18 protein-coding genes, 1 pseudogene and 1 riboswitch are annotated in these 19424 nt (G+C 73.9%); of the genes and pseudogenes, 15 read left to right on the top strand and 4 right to left on the bottom strand.

Annotated elements, in window-relative coordinates:
- Positions 1-86: 86 nt before the first annotated feature.
- Together ACZ619_RS01520 and ACZ619_RS01515 are read left to right on the top strand one after the other, a co-directional pair.
- The gene (locus ACZ619_RS01520) at positions 87-710 is read left to right on the top strand and encodes a helix-turn-helix domain-containing protein (protein ID WP_469592825.1); all 624 of its coding nucleotides are present in this window, start codon (positions 87-89) and stop codon (positions 708-710) included.
- Positions 707-829, top strand: a complete 123-nt coding sequence (locus tag ACZ619_RS01515) for a DUF6126 family protein (RefSeq protein WP_469592823.1) — start codon at positions 707-709, stop codon at positions 827-829. Before ACZ619_RS01520 ends, ACZ619_RS01515 begins: the two co-directional genes overlap by 4 nt.
- Positions 830-844: 15 nt before the next feature.
- Here ACZ619_RS01515 and ACZ619_RS01510 read toward each other — a convergent pair whose 3' ends face one another.
- On the bottom strand, positions 845-1642 hold the full coding sequence (locus ACZ619_RS01510; RefSeq protein ID WP_469592821.1) for a tyrosine-protein phosphatase: 798 nt from the start codon (positions 1640-1642) through the stop codon (positions 845-847).
- 174 nt (positions 1643-1816) lie between these two features.
- Between ACZ619_RS01510 and ACZ619_RS01505 the strand changes: the two genes are divergently transcribed.
- From ACZ619_RS01505 to ACZ619_RS01490, 4 genes are all read left to right on the top strand, one after another.
- Positions 1817-3901 (top strand): alpha-galactosidase, encoded by a 2085-nt coding sequence (locus ACZ619_RS01505; protein ID WP_469593257.1) that lies wholly within the window; start codon positions 1817-1819, stop codon positions 3899-3901.
- 305 nt (positions 3902-4206) lie between these two features.
- A riboswitch (cyclic di-AMP (ydaO/yuaA leader) is annotated at positions 4207-4366 on the top strand.
- A gap of 4 nt (positions 4367-4370) precedes the next feature.
- On the top strand, positions 4371-5297 hold the full coding sequence (locus tag ACZ619_RS01500) for a M23 family metallopeptidase (RefSeq protein WP_469592820.1): 927 nt from the start codon (positions 4371-4373) through the stop codon (positions 5295-5297).
- Positions 5298-5496: 199 nt separating this feature from the next.
- Complete coding sequence (locus ACZ619_RS01495; RefSeq protein ID WP_469592818.1) at positions 5497-6213, top strand: DUF6250 domain-containing protein; 717 nt, start codon at positions 5497-5499, stop codon at positions 6211-6213.
- Between the two features lie 145 nt (positions 6214-6358).
- Positions 6359-7144, top strand: a complete 786-nt coding sequence (locus ACZ619_RS01490) for an SGNH/GDSL hydrolase family protein (RefSeq protein ID WP_469592816.1) — start codon at positions 6359-6361, stop codon at positions 7142-7144.
- A gap of 47 nt (positions 7145-7191) precedes the next feature.
- On the opposite strand, the gene ACZ619_RS01485 is transcribed toward ACZ619_RS01490, so the two are convergent.
- Together ACZ619_RS01485 and ACZ619_RS01480 are read right to left on the bottom strand one after the other, a co-directional pair.
- Positions 7192-7794 carry a TetR/AcrR family transcriptional regulator gene (locus ACZ619_RS01485; RefSeq protein ID WP_469592814.1) on the bottom strand — a complete coding sequence of 201 codons (603 nt, stop codon included), beginning with the start codon at positions 7792-7794 and terminating at the stop codon, positions 7192-7194.
- Positions 7795-7836: 42 nt separating this feature from the next.
- Positions 7837-8361, bottom strand: coding sequence for a GNAT family N-acetyltransferase (locus ACZ619_RS01480; protein WP_469592813.1), 525 nt, complete (start codon positions 8359-8361; stop codon positions 7837-7839).
- Between ACZ619_RS01480 and ACZ619_RS01475 the strand changes: the two genes are divergently transcribed.
- Together ACZ619_RS01475 and ACZ619_RS01470 are read left to right on the top strand one after the other, a co-directional pair.
- On the top strand, positions 8360-8989 hold the full coding sequence (locus tag ACZ619_RS01475) for a helix-turn-helix domain-containing protein (RefSeq protein WP_469592811.1): 630 nt from the start codon (positions 8360-8362) through the stop codon (positions 8987-8989). The genes ACZ619_RS01480 and ACZ619_RS01475 overlap by 2 nt on opposite strands.
- The gene (locus tag ACZ619_RS01470) at positions 8986-10134 is read left to right on the top strand and encodes an MFS transporter (RefSeq protein ID WP_469592809.1); all 1149 of its coding nucleotides are present in this window, start codon (positions 8986-8988) and stop codon (positions 10132-10134) included. Before ACZ619_RS01475 ends, ACZ619_RS01470 begins: the two co-directional genes overlap by 4 nt.
- A gap of 10 nt (positions 10135-10144) precedes the next feature.
- Here the strand turns inward: ACZ619_RS01470 and ACZ619_RS01465 are convergent, their stop codons facing one another.
- Positions 10145-11323: a Glu/Leu/Phe/Val dehydrogenase dimerization domain-containing protein gene (locus ACZ619_RS01465; protein ID WP_469592807.1), complete on the bottom strand. Its 1179-nt coding sequence runs from the start codon at positions 11321-11323 to the stop codon at positions 10145-10147.
- 127 nt (positions 11324-11450) lie between these two features.
- Between ACZ619_RS01465 and ACZ619_RS01460 the strand changes: the two genes are divergently transcribed.
- From ACZ619_RS01460 to ACZ619_RS01430, 7 genes and pseudogenes are all read left to right on the top strand, one after another.
- Positions 11451-12737 (top strand): MBL fold metallo-hydrolase, encoded by a 1287-nt coding sequence (locus ACZ619_RS01460; RefSeq protein ID WP_469592805.1) that lies wholly within the window; start codon positions 11451-11453, stop codon positions 12735-12737.
- An 87-nt stretch (positions 12738-12824) separates the two neighbouring features.
- Entirely contained in the window at positions 12825-13976 is a 1152-nt protein-coding gene (locus ACZ619_RS01455; protein ID WP_469592804.1) for a DUF4037 domain-containing protein, read from the top strand.
- 415 nt (positions 13977-14391) lie between these two features.
- Positions 14392-16296: pseudogene (locus tag ACZ619_RS01450) on the top strand (sensor histidine kinase); the annotation flags it as partial.
- Between the two features lie 962 nt (positions 16297-17258).
- Positions 17259-17693, top strand: coding sequence for a roadblock/LC7 domain-containing protein (locus tag ACZ619_RS01445; RefSeq protein WP_469592802.1), 435 nt, complete (start codon positions 17259-17261; stop codon positions 17691-17693).
- 2 nt (positions 17694-17695) lie between these two features.
- Positions 17696-18067, top strand: a complete 372-nt coding sequence (locus ACZ619_RS01440) for a DUF742 domain-containing protein (RefSeq protein WP_469592800.1) — start codon at positions 17696-17698, stop codon at positions 18065-18067.
- Positions 18045-18644 carry a GTP-binding protein gene (locus tag ACZ619_RS01435; protein WP_469592798.1) on the top strand — a complete coding sequence of 200 codons (600 nt, stop codon included), beginning with the start codon at positions 18045-18047 and terminating at the stop codon, positions 18642-18644. The genes ACZ619_RS01440 and ACZ619_RS01435 overlap by 23 nt, the downstream gene beginning before the upstream one ends.
- Positions 18645-18707: 63 nt before the next feature.
- On the top strand, positions 18708-19289 hold the full coding sequence (locus ACZ619_RS01430) for a GAF domain-containing protein (protein WP_469592797.1): 582 nt from the start codon (positions 18708-18710) through the stop codon (positions 19287-19289).
- The last annotated feature ends 135 nt before the right edge of the window (positions 19290-19424 follow it).

Below are 19424 nucleotides of genomic sequence, written 5' to 3'. Positions count from 1 at the left end.
CCCCGTCCCGGGCGGCCCCGCCTCCGGCTTTTTGCCTCTGAGGCAAGAAAATTGCCCCAGAGGCAAGAATGCGGCTCAATGGAGGCATGAGCTCCTCCGAGACAGAGCACCCGGGCGGACCGGCCGGGGACCTGCCCGCCGTCGCCCCGCAGCTGCGCTCCCTGCGCCGCCGCGCCGGTCTCACCCTGGAGGCCGCGGCGCGGGACGCCGGGCTGTCGCCCGCCCATCTGTCCCGGCTGGAGACCGGGCAGCGGCAGCCCTCGCTGCCGATGCTGCTCGCTCTCGCCCGTGTCTACGGTACGACGGTCTCGGAGCTGCTGGGGGAGACCGCCGCCGACCGGGACGCGATCGTGCGCTCCGGTGACATGGAACCGACCCGCGCGGGCGGCTGGACGTACTGGCAGTCCGGGGCGTCCGGCCGGGGCATGCAGGCGCTGCGCGTCCGGGTGCCCTACGGCTCGCAGGGCGACATCGTGCGGGTGCACCCCGGCGAGGAGTGGCTGTACGTCCTGCGCGGCCGGCTGCGGCTGCGCCTCGGCGACACCGCGCACGTCCTCGCGCCGGGCGACAGCGCGCACTTCGACTCGCTGACCCCGCACCGGCTCGCCGCCGAGGACCACGACGGGGTCGAGCTCCTGTTCGTCCACACCCTGCTGCAGAGCCCCACGGCCACGCTGTGCCTGGGGCCGATCACTGGAGAGCTGCCGTGAGCAACTTCGAGGAGAAGTTCCCCCGGGCTCTGTGGGTCCGGCTGATCATCTACATCGCCGTCGGGCACGTCTTCGCGGCCTTCCTCTACCTGCTGTTCGAGGTCGGGGGCAAGGGCTGAGCCCGGGGCCCGGCCTCAGTCGAGCAGGCGCTCGCGCAGCCGCTCCCGGGTCCCCGCGGTGAGCTTCAGACCCTGCTCCAGATACGCCTCGACACCGCCCCAGGTCGCGTCGATGGTCTCGAAGGCGGCCGTCAGGTACTCCGCGCGGGCGTCGAAGAGGGGGCTGAGCAGCTCCATCACCTCGGGGCTGTAGGCGCTCTCGCCGCCGCCGTTGCGCCGCACCTTGTAACGGCGGTGCTTGGCGTTGGACTCCAGGTAGTCGGCGAGGATCGCGTCCCGCTCCACGCCCACCGCGAGCAGCGTCACGGCTATGGAGATGCCCGCCCGGTCCTTGCCGGCCGCGCAGTGCATCAGCGCCGGGACGCTGTCCTCGGCGATCGCGTGCAGCACGCGCGAGTGCTCGCCGGTGCGCTCCTCGACGATCGCGCGGTACGAGCTGACCATCCGCCCCGCGGCCCGGCCCTCGCCCAGCAGCCCGCGCAGCTGCTCGGTGTTCCCCTCGCGGACCAGCTTCCAGAACTCGGCGCCGTCCGCCGGGTCGCTCAGCGGCAGGTTCATGTTCCGCACGCCGGGCAGTTCGACGTCCGGGCCCTCCAGCTTCTGGTCGGCCGCGTTGCGGAAGTCGAAGATCGTGTGCAGGCCCAGGGAGGCGAGGAACTCCGCGTCCTGCTCCGTGGCATGGGCGAGGTGCCCGCTGCGGAACAGCACGCCCGGCCGCACCCGTCGCCCGTCCACGGTCGGCAGGCCGCCCACGTCACGGAAGTTGCGCACACCGGCCAGCTCGGGCTCGGTCGACGGGACCTGCTGCGTCACGGGGGGCTCCTCCCGGTCGGCCCCGCCGGCGCTGCTCGTCGACGGGCACTGAACCGACCATACGACATCGGTTTCCGCAGGCAATGAGTTGTCCACAGGCGTTGCCTCGGGGCCCGCGGCCCTTGATGATGTTGGCGATTGAGCGGATCTGTTGGCACCTGTGTGAGGTTCTCGATGGTGGACATCGCCGAAGACGGTCGTACCTGGCTCCTTTCCGGCCCCGGCAGCAGCTACGCGCTGCACCTCACGGCCGCCGACGAGCTGCTCCACCTGCACTGGGGCCCCAGGATCCGGCTCGCCGACGCCGAGGCGCTCACCGCGTACGCCCTGCCCGGCTACTGGCCCTTCGAGTCCCCGCTGGACGGCCGCGAGGAGTACCCCGTCGAGGGCGGCCCCCGCTTCGTCCGCCCCGCCCTGTCGGTGCGCACCGAGCAGCGCCGCGGCACCGAGTGGACCTTCGAGTCGTACGAGACGGCGGGCGGCGCGGGCGAGGAGGAGCTGCGGCTGCGCTTCAGGGACGACGGGATCGCGATCACCCTGCACTACCGGATGCGCGGCGACGTCGTCGAGCGCTGGGTGACCGTCGGCAACCAGGGGCACGCGCCCGTGGAACTGCTGCGCGCCGACCCGGCCGCCTGGACGCTGCCCGACCGCGAGGGCTGGCGGCTGTCCCAGCTGCACGGCCGCTGGGCCGCCGAGTCCCGGCTCACCAGCGCCCCGCTCACCTACGGCGAGAAGGTCATCGGCAGCCGCCGCGGCCACACCGGCCACCAGCACCTGCCCTGGGTCGCCCTCGACACCGACGCCACCGAGGAGCGCGGCGAGGTCTGGGGCTGCGCCCTCGGCTGGTCCGGCTCCTGGCGCATCGCCGTCGCCCAACTCCCGGACGCGCGCGTGCAGATAACCGGCGGCGCCGGCTACGACGACTCCGGCCTGCTGACGCTGGCCGAGGGCGAGTCGTACACCAGCCCGGTCTTCGCCGGGTTGTGGAGCGACGGCGGCTTCGGCGGCGCCAGCCGCACCTGGCACGCCTACCAGCGCGCGTACGTCGTCCCGGACGCCGACCGGGACCGGCCGGTGCTGTTCAACTCCTGGGAGGCCACCACCTTCGACATCTCCGAGGAGCAGCAGAGCGTTCTCGCCCGGCGGGCCGCCGCCATCGGCGTCGAGCTGTTCGTGGTCGACGACGGCTGGTTCGGCGCCCGCACCAGCGACCGCGCGGGCCTCGGAGACTGGACCCCCAACCCCGACCGCTTCCCGAACGGCCTCAAGCCCCTCGCCGACCATGTGCACGACCTCGGCATGCGGTTCGGCGTCTGGGTCGAGCCGGAGATGGTCAACCCGGACAGCGAGCTGTACCGCGCGCACCCCGACTGGGTCCAGTACCAGCAGGGCCGCAGGCGGACGGAGCTGCGCAACCAGCTCGTCCTCAACCTCGCCCGCGAGGACGTCCGGGAGTACCTCTGGGAGCAGCTCGACGGCCTCCTGTCCGGCGCCCCGATCGACTACCTCAAGTGGGACTTCAACCGCTGCTTCACCGACGCGGGCTGGCCCGGCGAGCCCTACCCGCAGCGCCTGTGGGTCGACCACGTCCGCGGGCTGTACGCCCTGCTCGACCGGCTCCGCGCGGCCCACCCGGGCGTGGCCGTCGAGTCCTGTTCGGGCGGCGGCGGCCGTATCGACCTCGGGATCATGAGCCGCACCGACGAGGTGTGGACCTCCGACAACACCGACCCGCTGGACCGGCTCGCCATCCAGCACGGCTTCAGCCAGATCCACCCCGCCCGGGTGATGTCCGCCTGGGTCACCGACAGCCCGAACCACCAGCTCAACGGCCGGGTCAGCAGCCTGCGTTTCCGTTTCGTCAGCTCCATGGCCGGGGCGCTCGGCGTCGGCGGCGACCTCTCGCGGTGGACCGAGGAGGAGCTCGCCGAGGCCGGCCGCTGGGTGGAGCTCTACAAGGAGATCCGGCCGCTGGTGCAGCGCGGCGACCAGTACCGGCTGCGGCCGCCGACCGGTGGGCTCAGCGCGGTGCAGTACACACTCGGCGACGAGAGCGTCGTCCTCGCCTGGCTCCAGGCGCAGAGCTACGGCGAGCCGGCCCCGGCGCTGCGGCTGCGGGGGCTCGACCCGGCGGCGTCGTACGAATGCCGCGAAACGGGCGAAGTGCACCGAGGGGCGGTTCTGTTGCACCACGGACTGCGCACCGGACTGCATGGCGACCTGGATGCGACGGTTCTCCGACTGTGCCGCATCTGAACCTTCTGCCCGAATTGGCTGCTTGGTTACAACTCGCTCTGGAATAGGGGGACGTGGCGTGACGTGCGTGAGGAGCGTCATATTCGTGACCGTCCGTCGCGCGTCACGCTCACGTAATTCGGATGCTTTTCAGGGGGATTGAAAGGCCGGCGTCGATCGAATTCACGGAGGGTGACCGGGAATTCCGGTAACGGATCAAGCGAAACCCGGACGCAGGGAAGCGGCCGCTTGTCCGGGCGCGTCCCGCTCGCTTACGTTCGCCACGCATCCGGACGGAACGCCGAATCCTGCCGCCGTCCGGAGTCCCCACACACTCACCCGTGCCCGGCAGGAGCGGGGGACCCACCAGGTACGACCGCCTGTTCCGGTTCCCGGGACGGCCAGGGGTGCAGCCATGCCTCGCGCGTGGCCGGGCAGCTCCAGCCCGAACCCGACAGCTCACCTCGCAGGCGCCGGAGAGGAATGCGTCATGCCCGCGAAGGGTAAGCACCGCCGCCCCAAGTCCCAGCGTCTCACCCGCTCGATGGCCGTCGCCGGAACCGGTGGTGCCGCGCTGGCCCTGCCGCTCATGGGGGCCACCGGCGCCCACGCGGCCACTTCGCAGTCCGTCTCCGGAACGGCGGCGCGAGCGCTCGCGACCGCCGGGACGACGGCCGTGACCCAGGCGGCCGCCGAGGGGTCCGCCGCCGCGGGCTCCGTGCACCGCACGTACACCGTGGTGCCCGGCGACTACCTGTCGAAGATCGCCCGCGACCACGACGTGCGCGGCGGCTGGCAGCGGATCTACGCCGACAACCGGCAGGCCGTCGGCGACAACCCCTCGCTGATCCACCCCGGCCTCAAGCTCTCGCTCGGCGGCCGCGCCACCACGGCCCCGGACGCCGCGAAGTCGAACGCCACCGAGGAGTCGAGCGGCGCCGCGGACTCCGGCGCCGCGTCCTCCTCGAACACCGCCTCCTCCCCGGCCGCTTCGGCGGCGACCGCCTCCGGCTTCACCCTCCCGGTCGGCGGCGCCACCGTCGGCACCGGCTACCACGTGTCCGGCGGCATGTGGTCCAGCGGCTACCACACCGGCGTCGACTTCGTCGTCCCGACCGGCACCCCGGTCAAGGCCGTCGGCTCCGGCACGGTCGTCACGGCCGGCTGGGGCGGCGCCTACGGCAACCAGGTCGTCATCCGGCTCGCGGACGGCCACTACGCCCAGTACGGCCACCTCTCCGCCCTCTCCGTCTCGGCCGGCCAGACCGTGACGGCGGGACAGCGGGTCGGCCTCTCCGGCGCCACCGGCAACGTGACCGGCCCGCACCTCCACTTCGAGATCCGGACCACCCCCGACTACGGCTCGGACGTGGACCCGGTCGCCTACCTCCGCTCGAAGGGCCTCGCCGTCGGCTGACCCGAGGAGCTCCCCGGCCCCCTGGCCGGGCACACACGCGAAGGCCGGACCCCCGATCCCCGGGTCCGGCCTTCGGCGTGTTGCTTTCCTGTGGCGGGCACCCCCGGGGCATCGACAGCCGGGCCGGTGCGGCGGCACAGTGATCCCCGTCAGGCGCAAGCGCTTTCTCACGCCCCGCCGTACCGGAGGAACCCGCCCCATGACGACCACCCGCCGTGCCCTCGGAGCCCTGGCCGCCGGAGCCGCCCTCGCGGCCCTGGCCCCCGCCGCGGCCGCGAGCGCCGCCCCCCGGCACCGCCGCCCGATCGCCCGGGACGACTTCCGCCACGGCCTCGGCCAGTGGTTCGTGGAACTGGAGCGGGGCGGCACGGTCACCGCGTCCCGCGGAGTCCTGGAGGTCGACGTGCCCGCCGGCGCGACCGTCTGGTTCCGGCGCCGCCTCGAAGGGCCGTACGTCCTGGAGTACACCGCGACCCCGGTGTCGGCGGGCGGCGCCTACGACCGCGTCTCGGACCTCAACAACTTCTGGAACGCCACCGACGTCCGCTCCCCCAACGACCTGTTCGCCACCCCGCGCAGCGGCGCGCTCGCCGACTACGACTACCTCACCACGTACTACGCCGGCTACGGCGCCAACTACAACACCACCACCCGGCTGCGCCGCTACGTCGGCGAACCCGGCGTGCGGCCGCTGATCTACGACTACACCGAGCCCCTGCTCGTCGCGAACGAACCCAACCGGGTCCGGATCGTCTCCGACGGCCCGGTGGTCCGCTGGTGGAACAACGGCCGGCTGGTGTTCGACTACACCGACCCGGAGCCTTACACGGGTGGGCACTTCGCGTTCCGCACCACCTGGAGCCACTTCCGGATCAGCGACTTCCGGGTCTGGGGATTGCCCCTTCAACGCCCCTGATCAGACCCTTATTCCAAGCTTGGCAAAGTATTTAGAAGTGTCTTATCTCACCGTTCGTCAACCCCTTATTACGGTCGCGTAGGTCACAGTCGAAGGTGAATCATGTTCCGATGTGGCAGACGATTCGAAGAGTGACAATGCATCAGTGATCGGGTCGTACGTGGCGGTGGGGGACAGCTTCACCGAGGGCGTCGGCGACCCCGGCCCGGACGGGGCCTTCGTCGGCTGGGCCGACCGGTTCGCGGTACTGCTGTCGGACCGACGGCCCGAGGGCGACTTCGACTACACCAACCTCGCCGTGCGCGGGAAGCTGCTCGACCAGGTCGTGGCGGACCAGGTGCCCCAGGCCCTGGCGCTCGCCCCGGACCTGATCTCCTTCTGCGCGGGCGGCAACGACATCATCCGGCCCGGCACCGACCCCGACGAGGTGGCCGAGCGGTTCGAGCGGACCGTCGCCCGACTCACCGAGGCCGTCGGCACGGTGATGGTGACCACCGGCTTCGACACCCGGGGCGTGCCCGTCCTCAAGCATCTGCGCGGCAAGATCGCCACGTACAACGGACATGTGCGGGCCATCGCCGACCGGTACGACTGCCCGGTCCTGGACCTGTGGTCGCTGAAGACGGTGCAGGACCGGCGGGCCTGGGACGGCGACCGGCTGCACCTGTCCCCCGAGGGGCACACGCGCGTGGCGCTGCGCGCCGGTCAGGTGCTCGGCGTCGACGTACCGGCCGACCCGGACCAGCCCTGGCCGCCGCTGCCGCCGCGCGGCACCCTGGAGGTCCGCCGCGACGACGTGCACTGGGCCCGCGAGTACCTGGTCCCGTGGATCGGCCGGCGGCTGCGCGGCGAGTCGTCCGGCGACCATGTGACGGCCAAGGGGGCGCTCTCCCCGGACGACATCAAGATGCGGATCGCCTCCGTGGCCTGAGGCGCGCGGGGCACGGTGCGAGGGGTGGCCTCACCGCGGGCCGCCCCTCAACGCTCCTCGGGCAGGCCCAGTTCGCGGGCCAGCGCCTCGTCGACCCACTCCTGCGCCCGCGAGCGCGCCACGGACCCCGGGTACGAGGTGAGCTGGACGGCCAGCCCGTCCAGCAGGGCGGTCAGCCGCAGGGCCGCGGCCGCCGGGTCGGGGCACCGGAACTCGCCCGCCGCCACCCCTTCGGCGACGACCTCGGCGAGCGCCGCCTTCCACTGCTGGTCCAGCTCCCTGGTGACGTCCCGCAGCGCGGGTTCGCGCAGCGACACCGCCCAGCCCTCGATCCACAGGCGCCAGCCCTTGGCCTGCCCGGTCGGCGCGTACCAGCGCACCGCCGCCCGCAGCCTGCGCAACGCGGTCGTCCGGCGGCCCAGCAGCTTGCGCAGATGCGCCAGGTCGTCCTCGGCGGCATACGCGAAGGCGGCGGAGACCAGCTTCTCCTTCGTCGAGAAGTGGTACAGCACCAGTGCGTTGCTCACCCCGAGGGCCGAGGCCACGTCGGCGATCCGCACCGCCGCCACGCCCCGCGCCTCGATCTGTTCGATGGCGGCCCGCAGCAGTTCCTCCCGCCGCTCGGCCACGCTCAACCGCACTCTCGCCACGCGGTCACCCTAATCGGTCGCCAGAGCACCCGCGCCGGCGTCTCAGGCCAGCGGCAGCCGCATGATCGTCAGATCAAGCCAGCGCCCGAACTTGATGCCCACCTCCCGGACCGTGCCGGCGTGCTCGAAGCCGAACCGCTCGTGCAGCCGGATCGACGAGGCGTTCCCGGACTCGATGCCGGCGATCATCACATGGTGGCCGGCCTCGCGCGCCGCGGTCACGAGGGCGCCCAGCAGCGCGGAGCCGATGCCGAGCCCCTGCCTGTCCTCGCGTACGTAGACCGAGTTCTCCACCGTGTGCCGGTAGCCGTCCAGCTCGCGCCAGGGCCCCCAGGCGGCGAACCCGGCCACCTCGCCCGGCGCGTCGGCCAGTTCGGCCACGAGCGCCGAGCCGCGCGCTAGGTGCGCGGCGAACCAGGCCGCCCCCTCGGCGGGGGACTGCGGGGTCTCGGTCCACAGGGCCGTCGAGTGCTCGATCGCGTGGTTGCGGATCGCGCGGACCGCCTCCCCGTCGCCGGGCCGGGCCGGGCGCACGGCCACCACGCGTCTCTCGTATATTGGATTCATGTCCAACATAGTAGAACCACCGGCGGACCCGCTGGTGCGGCGGATCGCCGCCCGTGTCCGTGTCGAACGCGAGTGCCGCCGCTGGACCCTGGCGCAGCTCGCGGACGCCTCCGGTGTCTCCCCGGCGATGATCAGCCGGATCGAGCGCGGCGAGAGCAGCCCCACCGCCGTCGTCCTCGGCAAGCTGTCCGCCGCCTTCCAGCTGAGCGTCGCCTCCCTGCTCGCCCTGGCGGAGGGCGCCCCCGAGGACCCGGCGGACCCGGCCGGCGCCCCCGACCCGGCCGCCGCCCCGGGGGTGCGGCGCGCCGCCGACGCGGCCGAGTGGCGCGACCCCGGCACCGGCTACCGGCGCCGCCAGATCACCGGCCCGCGCTTCCCGGCGGAGATCGCCGAGATCCGGCTGCCGGCCGGCGCCCGGGTGCCGTATCCGGCCGCCGCCTTCGCCTTCGTACGCCAGATCGTCTGGGTCCTCGACGGCCGGCTGACCTTCCACGACGGCGACACCGTCCACGAACTCGACGCCGGCGACACCATCGAACTCGGCGCGCCCGCCGAGCGCGTCTTCGTCAACGCGGGCGATTCCGAGTGCCGTTACGCCGTCGTCCTCACCCGCGACATACGGCCGTGAGCCGGCCGCTGTCCCGAGGCGGCACGTTCCTGCTGGCCCTGATCGCCGGTACGGCGATCGCGAACAACTACGCCGTGCAGCCCGCGCTCACCGCGGTCGCCGCCGACCTGGACGTCCCGCTCTCGCTGATCGGCCTGGTGCCGACCGCGGCGCTCGCCGGCTGCACGACCGGCTTCGCGCTGCTGCTCCCGCTCGCCGACCACATCGCCCCCAACCGCCTGGTCGCCGCGCAGCTGACCGCCCTGGCCGCCGCCCTCGCCCTGGCCGCCGCCGTGCCCGGCCCCGCCGCGCTGCTGGCCGCCTACCTGCTGATCGGCGCCGCCGCGGGCGTCGCGGCCCAGGCGAGCAACATCGCGGGCCGCCACGCCCCGCCCGGACGCGCCGGAACCGGGGTCGCCGTCGTGGCCGCCGGCATGTCGGCCGGCATCCTGCTCAGCAGACTCGTGGGAGGCGCGCTCACCGACGCCCTCGGCTGGCGGCGGATGCTGCTGGTCTTCGCCGCCGTCGCCCTGCTCGGCGCGCTCGCGGCCGCCGCCCTGCTGCCCCGGCAGCGGCCGCGGGCCCGGACCGGCTACCTGCGGACCCTCGCCGAGCTGCCCCGGCTGCTGTGCCGGCACGCACGGCTGCGCCGCGCGGTGGCCACCGGCGCCCTGTGGTACTTCGCCTTCAACCTCGTCTGGATCGCTCTCACCCTGGCCCTGGCCCAGCCGCCGCACTCCCTGGGCCCCACCGCCATCGGCCTCTACAGCCTGGCCGGGCTGCTCGGCTTCGCCGTGCTCCCGCTCACCGGACGCCTCACCGACCGGTACGGCCCGGCCACCGTGATCACCGCCGCCCTGCTCGCCGCCGCGGCCGGTACGGCCCTGCTCGCCACCGGCCTGGACAGCCCGCCGGTCACCGCCCTCGGTCTCGCCGTCTTCGACGCCGGCTGCTTCGCCGCCCAGGCCGCCAACCAGAGCCGCGTCATCGCCCTCGACCCGGCCCGCTCCGGCAGCCTGAGCAGTGTCTACCTCGTCGTCTACTTCACCGTCGGCGCCGTCGGCAGCGCCGTGGCCGCGCCGCTGCTCGACACCCTCGGCTGGTCCGGCGCCGCCCTCGCCGCGCTGCCCGCCCTGCTGCTCGCCCTCGTGCTCGGGCGCCGCTGAGCGCCCGGCCTCACCGGTACCAGCCGAACCGGTCCGCGATCACCGGCAGCCGGTCGGTCACCAGGGCGTGCGCGGCGGCCCGCGGCGTCGTGCCGTCCGCCGCCGCGCGGTCGAGCATCAGCTCCACCAGGGCCCGCATGGAACGCCGGGTGTGGGCGAACGCCTCGGCCGGGTCCGGGCCGATGTCGCCGAACAGGGTCCACCACCACCAGGCGTTGGTCCCCGAGTTGACCACCACGTCCGGCAGCACCGTCACCCCGCGCGCGGCGAGCCGCTCCTCCGCCTCGGGCAGCACGGGCATGTTGGCCGCCTCCACGACCCAGCGGGCCGTCACCAGGTGCTCGTTCCCGGTGTCCAGCGCGTACGACACCGCGGCCGGCACCAGCACCTCCGCGCCGGCCGACAGCCAGGCCTCGCCCGGCAGTTCCCGGTCACCGGGGCGCAGTACCGCGCGGTCGACGGTGCCGTAGGCGTCCCGCGACCGCAGCAGCGCCTCGACGTCCAGGCCCGCCGGGTTGGCGACCGTCCCCTTGACGTCGGCGACGGCCACCACGGTGAGCCCCGCGCGGGCCAGGAACCGCGCCGTGGCCCCGCCCATCGTGCCCAGCCCCTGCACGGCCACCCGCGTCCCCGGGTAGGGCACGCCCGCCCGGTCCAGCGCGGTCAGCGCCGCCTCGGCGACCCCGCAGCCGCCGACCAGCCCGTCCAGCCCGATGCCGTCGACGTCGGCCGCGAAGGCCTCCGCCAGCCGCCGCCGGGCCGCCGTCTCGTCGTCCAGCAGCGGATACACCGCCTGGATCGACGAGACCAGCCCCGCCTCGGCCGCCGCCCGGTCCACCAGGTCCTGGGTGAGCCCCAGATCCTCGCCGGTGGTCCAGAAGCTCTCGATGTACGGCCGCATGGCGCGCAGGTAGCGGACCAGCAGCGGGTACGACCCCGGGTCCTGCGGATCGCAGTCGATGCCGCCCTTGGCGCCGCCCAGCGGGACGTACCGGCCCCCGGGGTTGTAGTGCAGGGCCTCCTTCATAGTCATCCCGCGGGCGAGTCCTGCGACCTCCTCCAGGGTGCAGCCCGGCCGCATCCGCAGCCCCCCGCTGGCCACGCCCCGCACCAGCCGGTCGACGACCAGGAAGCCCCGGCGGCCGGTGACGTGGTCGGTCCACACGAGGGACATCAGGGGGCTGGTCATGCGGTCTCCTCGCAGGAGGGCGCTGAGCGGCGGCGTGCCGGACAGGGCGCGTCTTACTGAACAGTGGGTCAGTATCTGGAGGTGGGTGGCCGGGTGTCAACGCCGATCGCCGCAGGGGCCGACCATAATGGAGGACCTCGGCGACACCTCTGGAGGTACCGTGACCGGTTCGAGTTCCCTGAGCACCGGGCTCCGCGCACTGCGGCCCGCCGCCTTCGGCGCGGACCCCGCCGGCGAGCGCCTGGCCCGCATCCAGGGCTCGCCGCACTTCAAGGACGGTGTCTTCCGGAATCCCGGCGGCACCACCCGGATGCGGCCCTCCGGTTCGATGCTGTCCTTCGCCAGGCTCTACTTCGAGAAGGAGCAGCGCCTGCGCCGGGCCCCCGCGGGCACCGTGCCGGTGCACCCCACCACCGTCGCCGACCTCGCCCGGCCCGCCGCCGGCGGCCTGCGGCTGACCTGGACGGGCCACTCCAGCGTGCTCGCGGAGATCGACGGCCACCGCGTCCTGTTCGACCCCGTCTGGGGCGAGCGCTGCTCCCCGTTCCCGTTCGCCGGTCCCCGGCGGCTGCACCCGGTGCCGGTTCCGCTGGCCGCGCTCGGCCCGGTCGACGTGGTGGTCATCTCCCACGACCACTACGACCACCTCGACCTGCCCACCATCAAGGCGCTCGCGGGCACGGACACCCTCTTCGCCGTACCGCTCGGCGTCGGCGCCCACCTCGAACACTGGGGCGTCTCCGCCGACCGGCTGCGCGAGCTGGACTGGCACGAGGAGACGAAGGTCGGCGGACTCACCCTGACGGCCACCCCCGCCCGCCACTTCTGCGGCCGGGGCCTGCGCAACACCCAGCACACTCTGTGGGCGTCCTGGGTCGTGGCCGGCGAGGAGCACCGGATCTACCACAGCGGCGACACCGGCTACTTCGACGGCTTCAAGGACATCGGCGCCGCCCACGGCCCGTTCGACGCGACGATGATCCAGATCGGCGCGTACAGCGAGTTCTGGCCCGACATACACATGACGCCCGAGGAGGGCCTGCGCGCCCACCTCGACCTCCAGGGCGGCCGGCCGCACGGGGTGCTGCTGCCGATCCACTGGGGCACCTTCAACCTCGCCCCGCACGCCTGGGCCGAGCCGGGGGAGTGGACGAAGGACGCGGGCGACGAGGCCGGACAGGCGGTCGCGCTGCCGCGCCCCGGCGAGCCCTTCGAGCCGTCCGGGAAACTGCCCGCCGACCCGTGGTGGCGTGAGGCGTCCGCCCCGGTCGCCCGGCCCTGGCGGCACGCCGGCCGGCCGGAGGCCGGGAGCACCGGGGACGAGTCCGGGGACGGGGCCGGCGGCACCGGGGACGAGGCTCCCGGCCTGGCCGGCGGAGCGGCGGCACCGGACGCGGACGATCTCGTGAAGTAGGCGCGCCACCGGTGTGGCGGTGACGTGAAAGCGGCGTGCATGCCCCTGCACAACCTGGGCAGGGGCATGGGAATGAGCCCCGCACATATGCCAACGCCCGGCTTCTTACCCGGACTTGAACTGTCCCGCCGCTTCTACACCGAGGCCGTGCGCGCACTCCTGGAGGAGGCCGCCCCGGGGGTCCCGCACTCGGCGGCCCGGCTCGGCCCGGGCTCCGAGGTCCTCGGCCACGACACCGAGCGCTCCGCCGACCACGAGTGGGGTCCGCGCCTCCAGCTCTTCCTGCACCCCCACGACGTGCCGCGCCACGCGCCCCGCATCAGACATGTGCTCGCCGAACACCTCCCCAAGACCTTCCACGGCCGGCCCACCCACTTCGCCGCCACCGGGGACCGGGACGTCCGGGTCACCGACGGCCCCGTGCACCACCGCGTCGAAGTGACCGGCGTCTCCTCCTGGTTCCGCGCCGCCCTGGGCTTCGACCCGGCCTCGGGGGTCACCCCGGCGGACTGGCTCGCCACCCCGACCCAGCTCCTCGCCGAGGCCACCGCCGGTGCCGTCTTCCACGACGGCCTGCGCACCCTCTTCCCGGCCCGGGCCGCCCTGCGCTGGTACCCCCACGACCTCTGGCTGCACGTCCTCGCCTCCCAGTGGCACCGCATCGCCCAGGAGGAGGCGTTCGTCGGCCGCTGCGGCGAGGTCGGCGACGAACTGGGCTCCGCCGTCCAGGCCGCCCGGCTGGCCCGCGACCTGATGCGGCTGTGCCTGCTGATGGACCGGCGCTACCCGCCGTACGGCAAATGGCTCGGCAGCGCCTTCGCCCGCACCCCGGCCGCGCCCCGGCTCACCGCCGTGCTCACCGCCGTCCTCGCCGCCACGGACCGGCATGCCCGCGAGCGTCATCTGGCGCACGCCTACGAGATCGTCGCCCATCTGCACAACGAGCTGGACCTCACCGACCGGGTCGACCCGGCCACCCGCCCCTACCACGCCAGGCCCTTCCGGGTGCTGCGCGCCGACCGCTTCGTCCGCGCCCTGGCCGACCGCATCAAGGACCCGGACATCCGGGAACTGCCGGCCGTCGGCGCGGTGGACCAGTTCGTCGACAGCGCGGACGTCCTGAGCCGCCCGGAGCTGAGCCGGGCGGCGGCCGACGCGGTGACCGGAATCGGGATCCGCGACGCCGGCTCCCGGGCCGGGCCGAGCGGCAAGCCAAGCCCAAGAGGTCACCGTGCGTGATGTTTTCGAAGGCGGCGACGAGGGCGCGGACGGCCGCGCACACGTCGCGGCGGGGCGGGCGGGGCGCGCGTACCGGTGGACGGCGCGGAGCGCGGGGCGTCGGGCGCCCCGGTTCCCCGAGTCTGCGTGTGACCGTTTTTGAGCAGGTCGGATCGGTCGCCGACGGTTCGGGGGCGATGCGTCGAGAGGGTTATCGGTCTGTCGTGCGACGGCTCATACCAGAGCGGGACCCTTGCCGCGGGACTTTGTCAACTGCCCACCGCACATGATGCGTTGCCGACTACTGTGAGTGTCCGCCGGGCGACGCGGGGCCGAATTCTTCTGCGGTCCCCTCGGCCGGCACCGCGATGGCGCACACCCACCTCGCGCGGCACGCGCGAGCGTCCGGGCCCGACGGACCAGTACGAGGACGCAGATGTCTCACCTCCGCGCACCGGCCGCCCGCGCCGACCGCCGTGAGGGCGGCCGGCACGGACGTCCGGTCGCCCGACCCGTTCCCGCGCCGACCGAGACCCACATACGGCCACAGCTCATGCGCCTGGCCGTGCTGCCGCCGGTCGCGGTGGCGCTCAGCGGCTGCGCGGCGGTCCTGTTCACCGTCCGCGCCACCGGGGCCCGGCCCAGCCTCACCCTGCTGGCCGTCCTCGCCGGAGCGGTCACGGTGACCGCCGCGGGCATCGCGACCGCCGCCGTGGCCGCCGGCCGCGCCGCCGCCTCGGTCACCGACCGCGTCGCCGCCCTGCGCCGCAACGCCGTCCGCGGCGAGGCCGACCTGCGCGCCCTCGTCGACGCGCTGCGCCGCGGCGAGACCCCGCCCCAGCGCAAGCCGCGCGGCGGACCGCCCGGGGACGCCGACGACTTCGAGCTGCTCGCCGCCGACCTCTCCCGCGTGCACGACGGCGCCGTCACCGCCGTCGTGCAGGCGGCCCAGCTCTCCAGCCAGACGGGCAGCGAACAGAAGCTGGAGGTCTTCGTCAACCTCGCACGACGGCTTCAGTCCCTCGTGCACCGGGAGATCTCCATCCTCGACGAGCTGGAGAACGAGATCGAGGACCCCGACCTCCTCAAGGGCCTCTTCCACGTCGACCACCTGGCCACCCGCATCCGGCGGCACGCCGAGAACCTCGCCGTGCTCGGCGGCGCCGTCTCCCGGCGGCAGTGGAGCAACCCCGTCTCCATGACGGAGGTGCTGCGCTCCGCCATCGCCGAGGTCGAGCAGTACTCCCGGGTCAAACTCGTCCCCCCGATCGACGGCGAACTGCGCGGGCACGCCGTCGCCGACGTCATCCACCTCCTCGCCGAACTCGTCGAGAACGCCACCGTGTTCTCCGCCCCGCACACCCAGGTGCTGCTCCGCGCCAACCTCGTCACCTCCGGCCTCGCGGTCGAGGTCGAGGACCGCGGACTGGGCATGCCGGCCGACGAACAGGCCCGGATGAACGCCCTGCTCGCCGACCCCGACCAGGTCAACGTCGCCAGCCTGCTGGCCGACGGCCGCATCGGTCTCTTCGTCGTCTCCCAGCTCGCCCGCCGCCACGGCATCCACGTCCGCCTCCAGAGCAACATCTACGGCGGCGTCCAGGCCGTCCTCGTCGTCCCGCAGAGCCTGTTGGGAACGGCACCGGGCCTCCCCGGAGCCGCCGTACCGCAGCCGCGCGACGCGGTGACCGGGGGCGGGACGCCGGGGGTGGCGGGGGCACAAGGGACACCGGGGACACCGGGGTCACCGGGGACGCCCGCGGGGGGAACGCCGGTGGCGGGGATTCCGGCGGTGCCGGGGCACGCGCCCGGTGCCGGAGCCGGTGTGGGCACCGGAGCCGGTGTTGCCGGGCCGGGGACGGGCGCCGGTGGGCAGGGGGCCGGTCCGGCCGGACGGCGGTCCGCGCCCCAGGGGCGTCCGCACGCTGCCGGCGGGGGCGGACGGCGTCGGCGCACGCAGCCCACGGGAGCGCCCGCGCCGCTGCCGGTGCGCGGCGCCCAGGGGGCCCGGCCCAACCCCGCCGAGGCGCTGCCCGGCATCCGCTCCGAGGACCGGTCCACGGTCGCCGAGCACGCCGGCGCCCCGCCCCTACCGCGCGTCGGCGCCGTCCGCGGCACCATGGGCAAACCCCAACTGCCCCGCCGCCGGGCCCAGGAGCACATCGTCCCCCAGCTCCGCGGCGGCCCCGCGCCCCGCCAGGAGAACGACAGCCCGGCCGGACACGACCCCGGTCTGATGGCCGCCTTCCAGCGCGGCATCGGCCTCGCCGAGGCCCAGCAGCACCTGGAGTCCACCCAGCCGCAGCCCACGGTCACCGCGCCGGCACCCGTGGGCGTGCCCCACGGGGAGCCCTTCCACGACGCGATGACGGACACCGGCGCGATGACGGACACGGTCTTCGCCGACCTGGGCGCCGCCGCCCCGGAGACCAGCACATCCCATGCCACCCACGCGGACGTCATCCACCTCGGGACCCCGCACCTGGGCGCACCGCGGGGAGAGGGGACACACGCGGACGCCGGACACCCGAATGCCGGACACATGGACGCCGGGCACATGGACGCCGGCCTCGCGGCCCCCGACCACGTGGGCCCAGGCTACGCAGCCCCCGACCACGTGGGCCCGGGGCACGCGACCCTCGACCACGTGGGCCCAGGCCACGCGGCCCCGCACTTCGCGGCCCTCGACCACATCGGCCCAGGTCACGCGGACCCGCATCACGCGGCCCCCGACCACATGGCTCCGGACTACCCGGGCCTGGATCACCTGGGCCCTGACCTCACGGCCGTGGATCTCACGGCCCCGGACCACGCAGCCCCGGAGCACACGCTCCCGGACCACACGCTCCCGGACCACTCGGTCCTGGACTTCCCGGGGCCGGACCGGACGGGTCGCGACCGGACAGGCCCCGACCGGACGGAACCCGGCCTGACAGGCACCGGCCTGACGGGCCCGGGCCCGGACCACTTCACCGGAGACCCCTTCTCCGCAGACCCCTTCTCCGCAGACCCCTTCACCGGAGACCACTTCACCGCAGACCGCTTCTCCGCAGACCCCATGGCCCCGACCCCCATGAGCCGGGCGCACGGTGACCCGGCCGACCCCGGTTCGGGCTCCCGGCCCCAGCCGTACCCCCACCCCCCGCTCCCGCGCCCGGTGCACGGCCCCGAACTCACCGCCCGGCCCGACGGGAGCGCACCGGCCGGATGACCAGCACCGCTTCCGCCCCCGCCCCCACTCTCACCCCCGCCCCCGCCCCCACCGCTCCCGCGGACCTTCGTACCTCAAGGAGTCGATCCACCATGGCGAGCGATGCGCCGACCGCCCAGGTATCCGACCTCGACTGGCTGATGAGCGGCCTCGTGCAGCGCGTACCGCACACCAGCAGCGCGGTGCTCCTGTCCTGCGACGGGCTGGTGAAGTCCGTCCACGGCCTCGACCCGGACAGCGCCGACCACATGGCCGCGCTCGCCTCCGGCCTGTACTCGCTCGGCCGCAGCGCGGGCGTCCGGTTCGGTGACGGCGGGGACGTCCGGCAGGTCGTCGTCGAGCTCGACTCGACGCTGCTGTTCGTCACCACCGCCGGTTCCGGCAGCTGCCTCGCCGTGCTGGCCGGCCGCGAGGCCGACGCCGCCGTGCTCGGCTACGAGATGGCGATGCTGGTCAAGAGCGTCCGGCCGTACCTCGTCACCGCACCCCGGCAGCACGCCGTCGAATCCACGGCGATGAGGCCTTGAGGGTGGCGGCAGCCGGCGACGGGCCCTGGCTCGACGACGCGGCCGGACGGCTCGTGCGCCCGTTCACGGTGAGCAACGGCCGCACCGAGCCCAGCATCGCCCTCGACCTGATGTCGCAGGTGATGGCCACGGGCACCACACCCCTCGGCTACCTCGGCCCCGAGCACGCCCAGGCGCTCGACCTGTGCCGCGCACCCGTCTCGGTCGCCGAGATCGCCGCACACCTCAAGCTCCCCGCCGTGGTCACCAAGGTGCTGCTCTCCGACCTCGTCGACTGCGGGGTGCTGACCGCCAAGCCCCCCGTCTTCCACCACAACCCCACTGACCGGTCCCTTCTGGAGGCAGTGCTCGATGGACTACGACGACAGCTCTGACCCCTTCCCCACCGCGCTCAAGATCCTCGTGGCGGGCGGGTTCGGGGTCGGCAAGACCACCTTCGTGGGCGCGGTCAGCGAGATCGCGCCGCTGTCCACGGAGGAACTCCTCACCACGGTCTCCGCCGCGACCGACAACCTCGAAGGCGTCGAGAACAAGGTCGAGACGACCGTGGCGATGGACTTCGGCCGCATCACCCTCGACCCGGAGCACGTCCTCTACCTGTTCGGCACGCCCGGGCAGGAGCGGTTCTGGTTCATGTGGGACGAGCTGTCCGAGGGCGCGCTCGGCGCGGTCATCCTCGCCGACACCCGCCGCCTGGAGGACTGCTTCGCGGCCGTCGACTTCTTCGAGGAACGCGGTCTCGGTTTCATCGTCGCCATCAACGAGTTCGACGGGTCCTACCGCTACGAACCCGACGAGGTACGCGCGGCCATCGACCTCGACCCGGAGATCCCGGTCGTCCGCTGCGACGCCCGGATCTCCAGCTCCGGCGTCCAGACCCTGCTCACCCTCGTCCGTCATCTCATCGCCCACGCGCCGGTCTCCGCCCCGAGCCATGGCGCCCACATGTGAACCCCGCACACCACCCACACGGAGTCCGTCAATGACCCACGTCCACAGCGCCGGAGCCCGCCCATGAGGTACGACCCGTCGCGCCCGGCCGGTCGTCTGCTGCTCACGCCGGAGGACAAGGAGGCCCCCGTGCGCACCCGGCGCCTGGGCCAACTGCGCCTGGGCGGACACCCGGACCCCGAGCTCGACGTCTACGCCGACCGGCTCGCCGAGGTCGCCCGGACGCCGTACGCCATGGTCAACTTCATCGGCGAGCACCGCCAGTTCTTCGCGGGCCTGCACCTGCCGGCCGTGGCGCCGCCCGTGCCGAAGCCCGACGGCAGCACCCCGGTGCTGGGCCGTGAACTCGCCCGCGACCACGGCTTCTGCCCCCATGTGGTGGTCCGGCGCAAGGCGCTGGTCCTGGAGGACGTCCGCGACTACCCGCGGTTCGCGGGCAACCCGGTCGTCGACGAGTTCGGCATCCGCTCCTACCTGGGAGCCCCGCTCATCGACAGCACGGGCACGGCGCTCGGCACACTGTGCGTGGTCGACGTGGAACCGCGGCCCTGGGGCCGGACCGGGCTGGAGACCATCAAGTCGTCCGCGGCGGAACTGGTGGCCCGGCTGGAGCGGCGCGAGGCCGACGGTCTCCCGCTGCTGTGACACCGGGCTCCCCGTTCTCCTCACGTCACCCGGCTGGACCAGCGTCGGCGCATCGGCCGCCACCGGGTCTGCCGCCCCGAAGAGGCCTGCCCCGCAAGGCGGTCCGCGGGGCGTGAAGCGCAGCTGTGGCGGCGC

This window comes from Streptomyces sp. NPDC104367, assembly GCF_055583825.1.
This window is presented reverse-complemented; position numbering and strand designations above follow the sequence as displayed.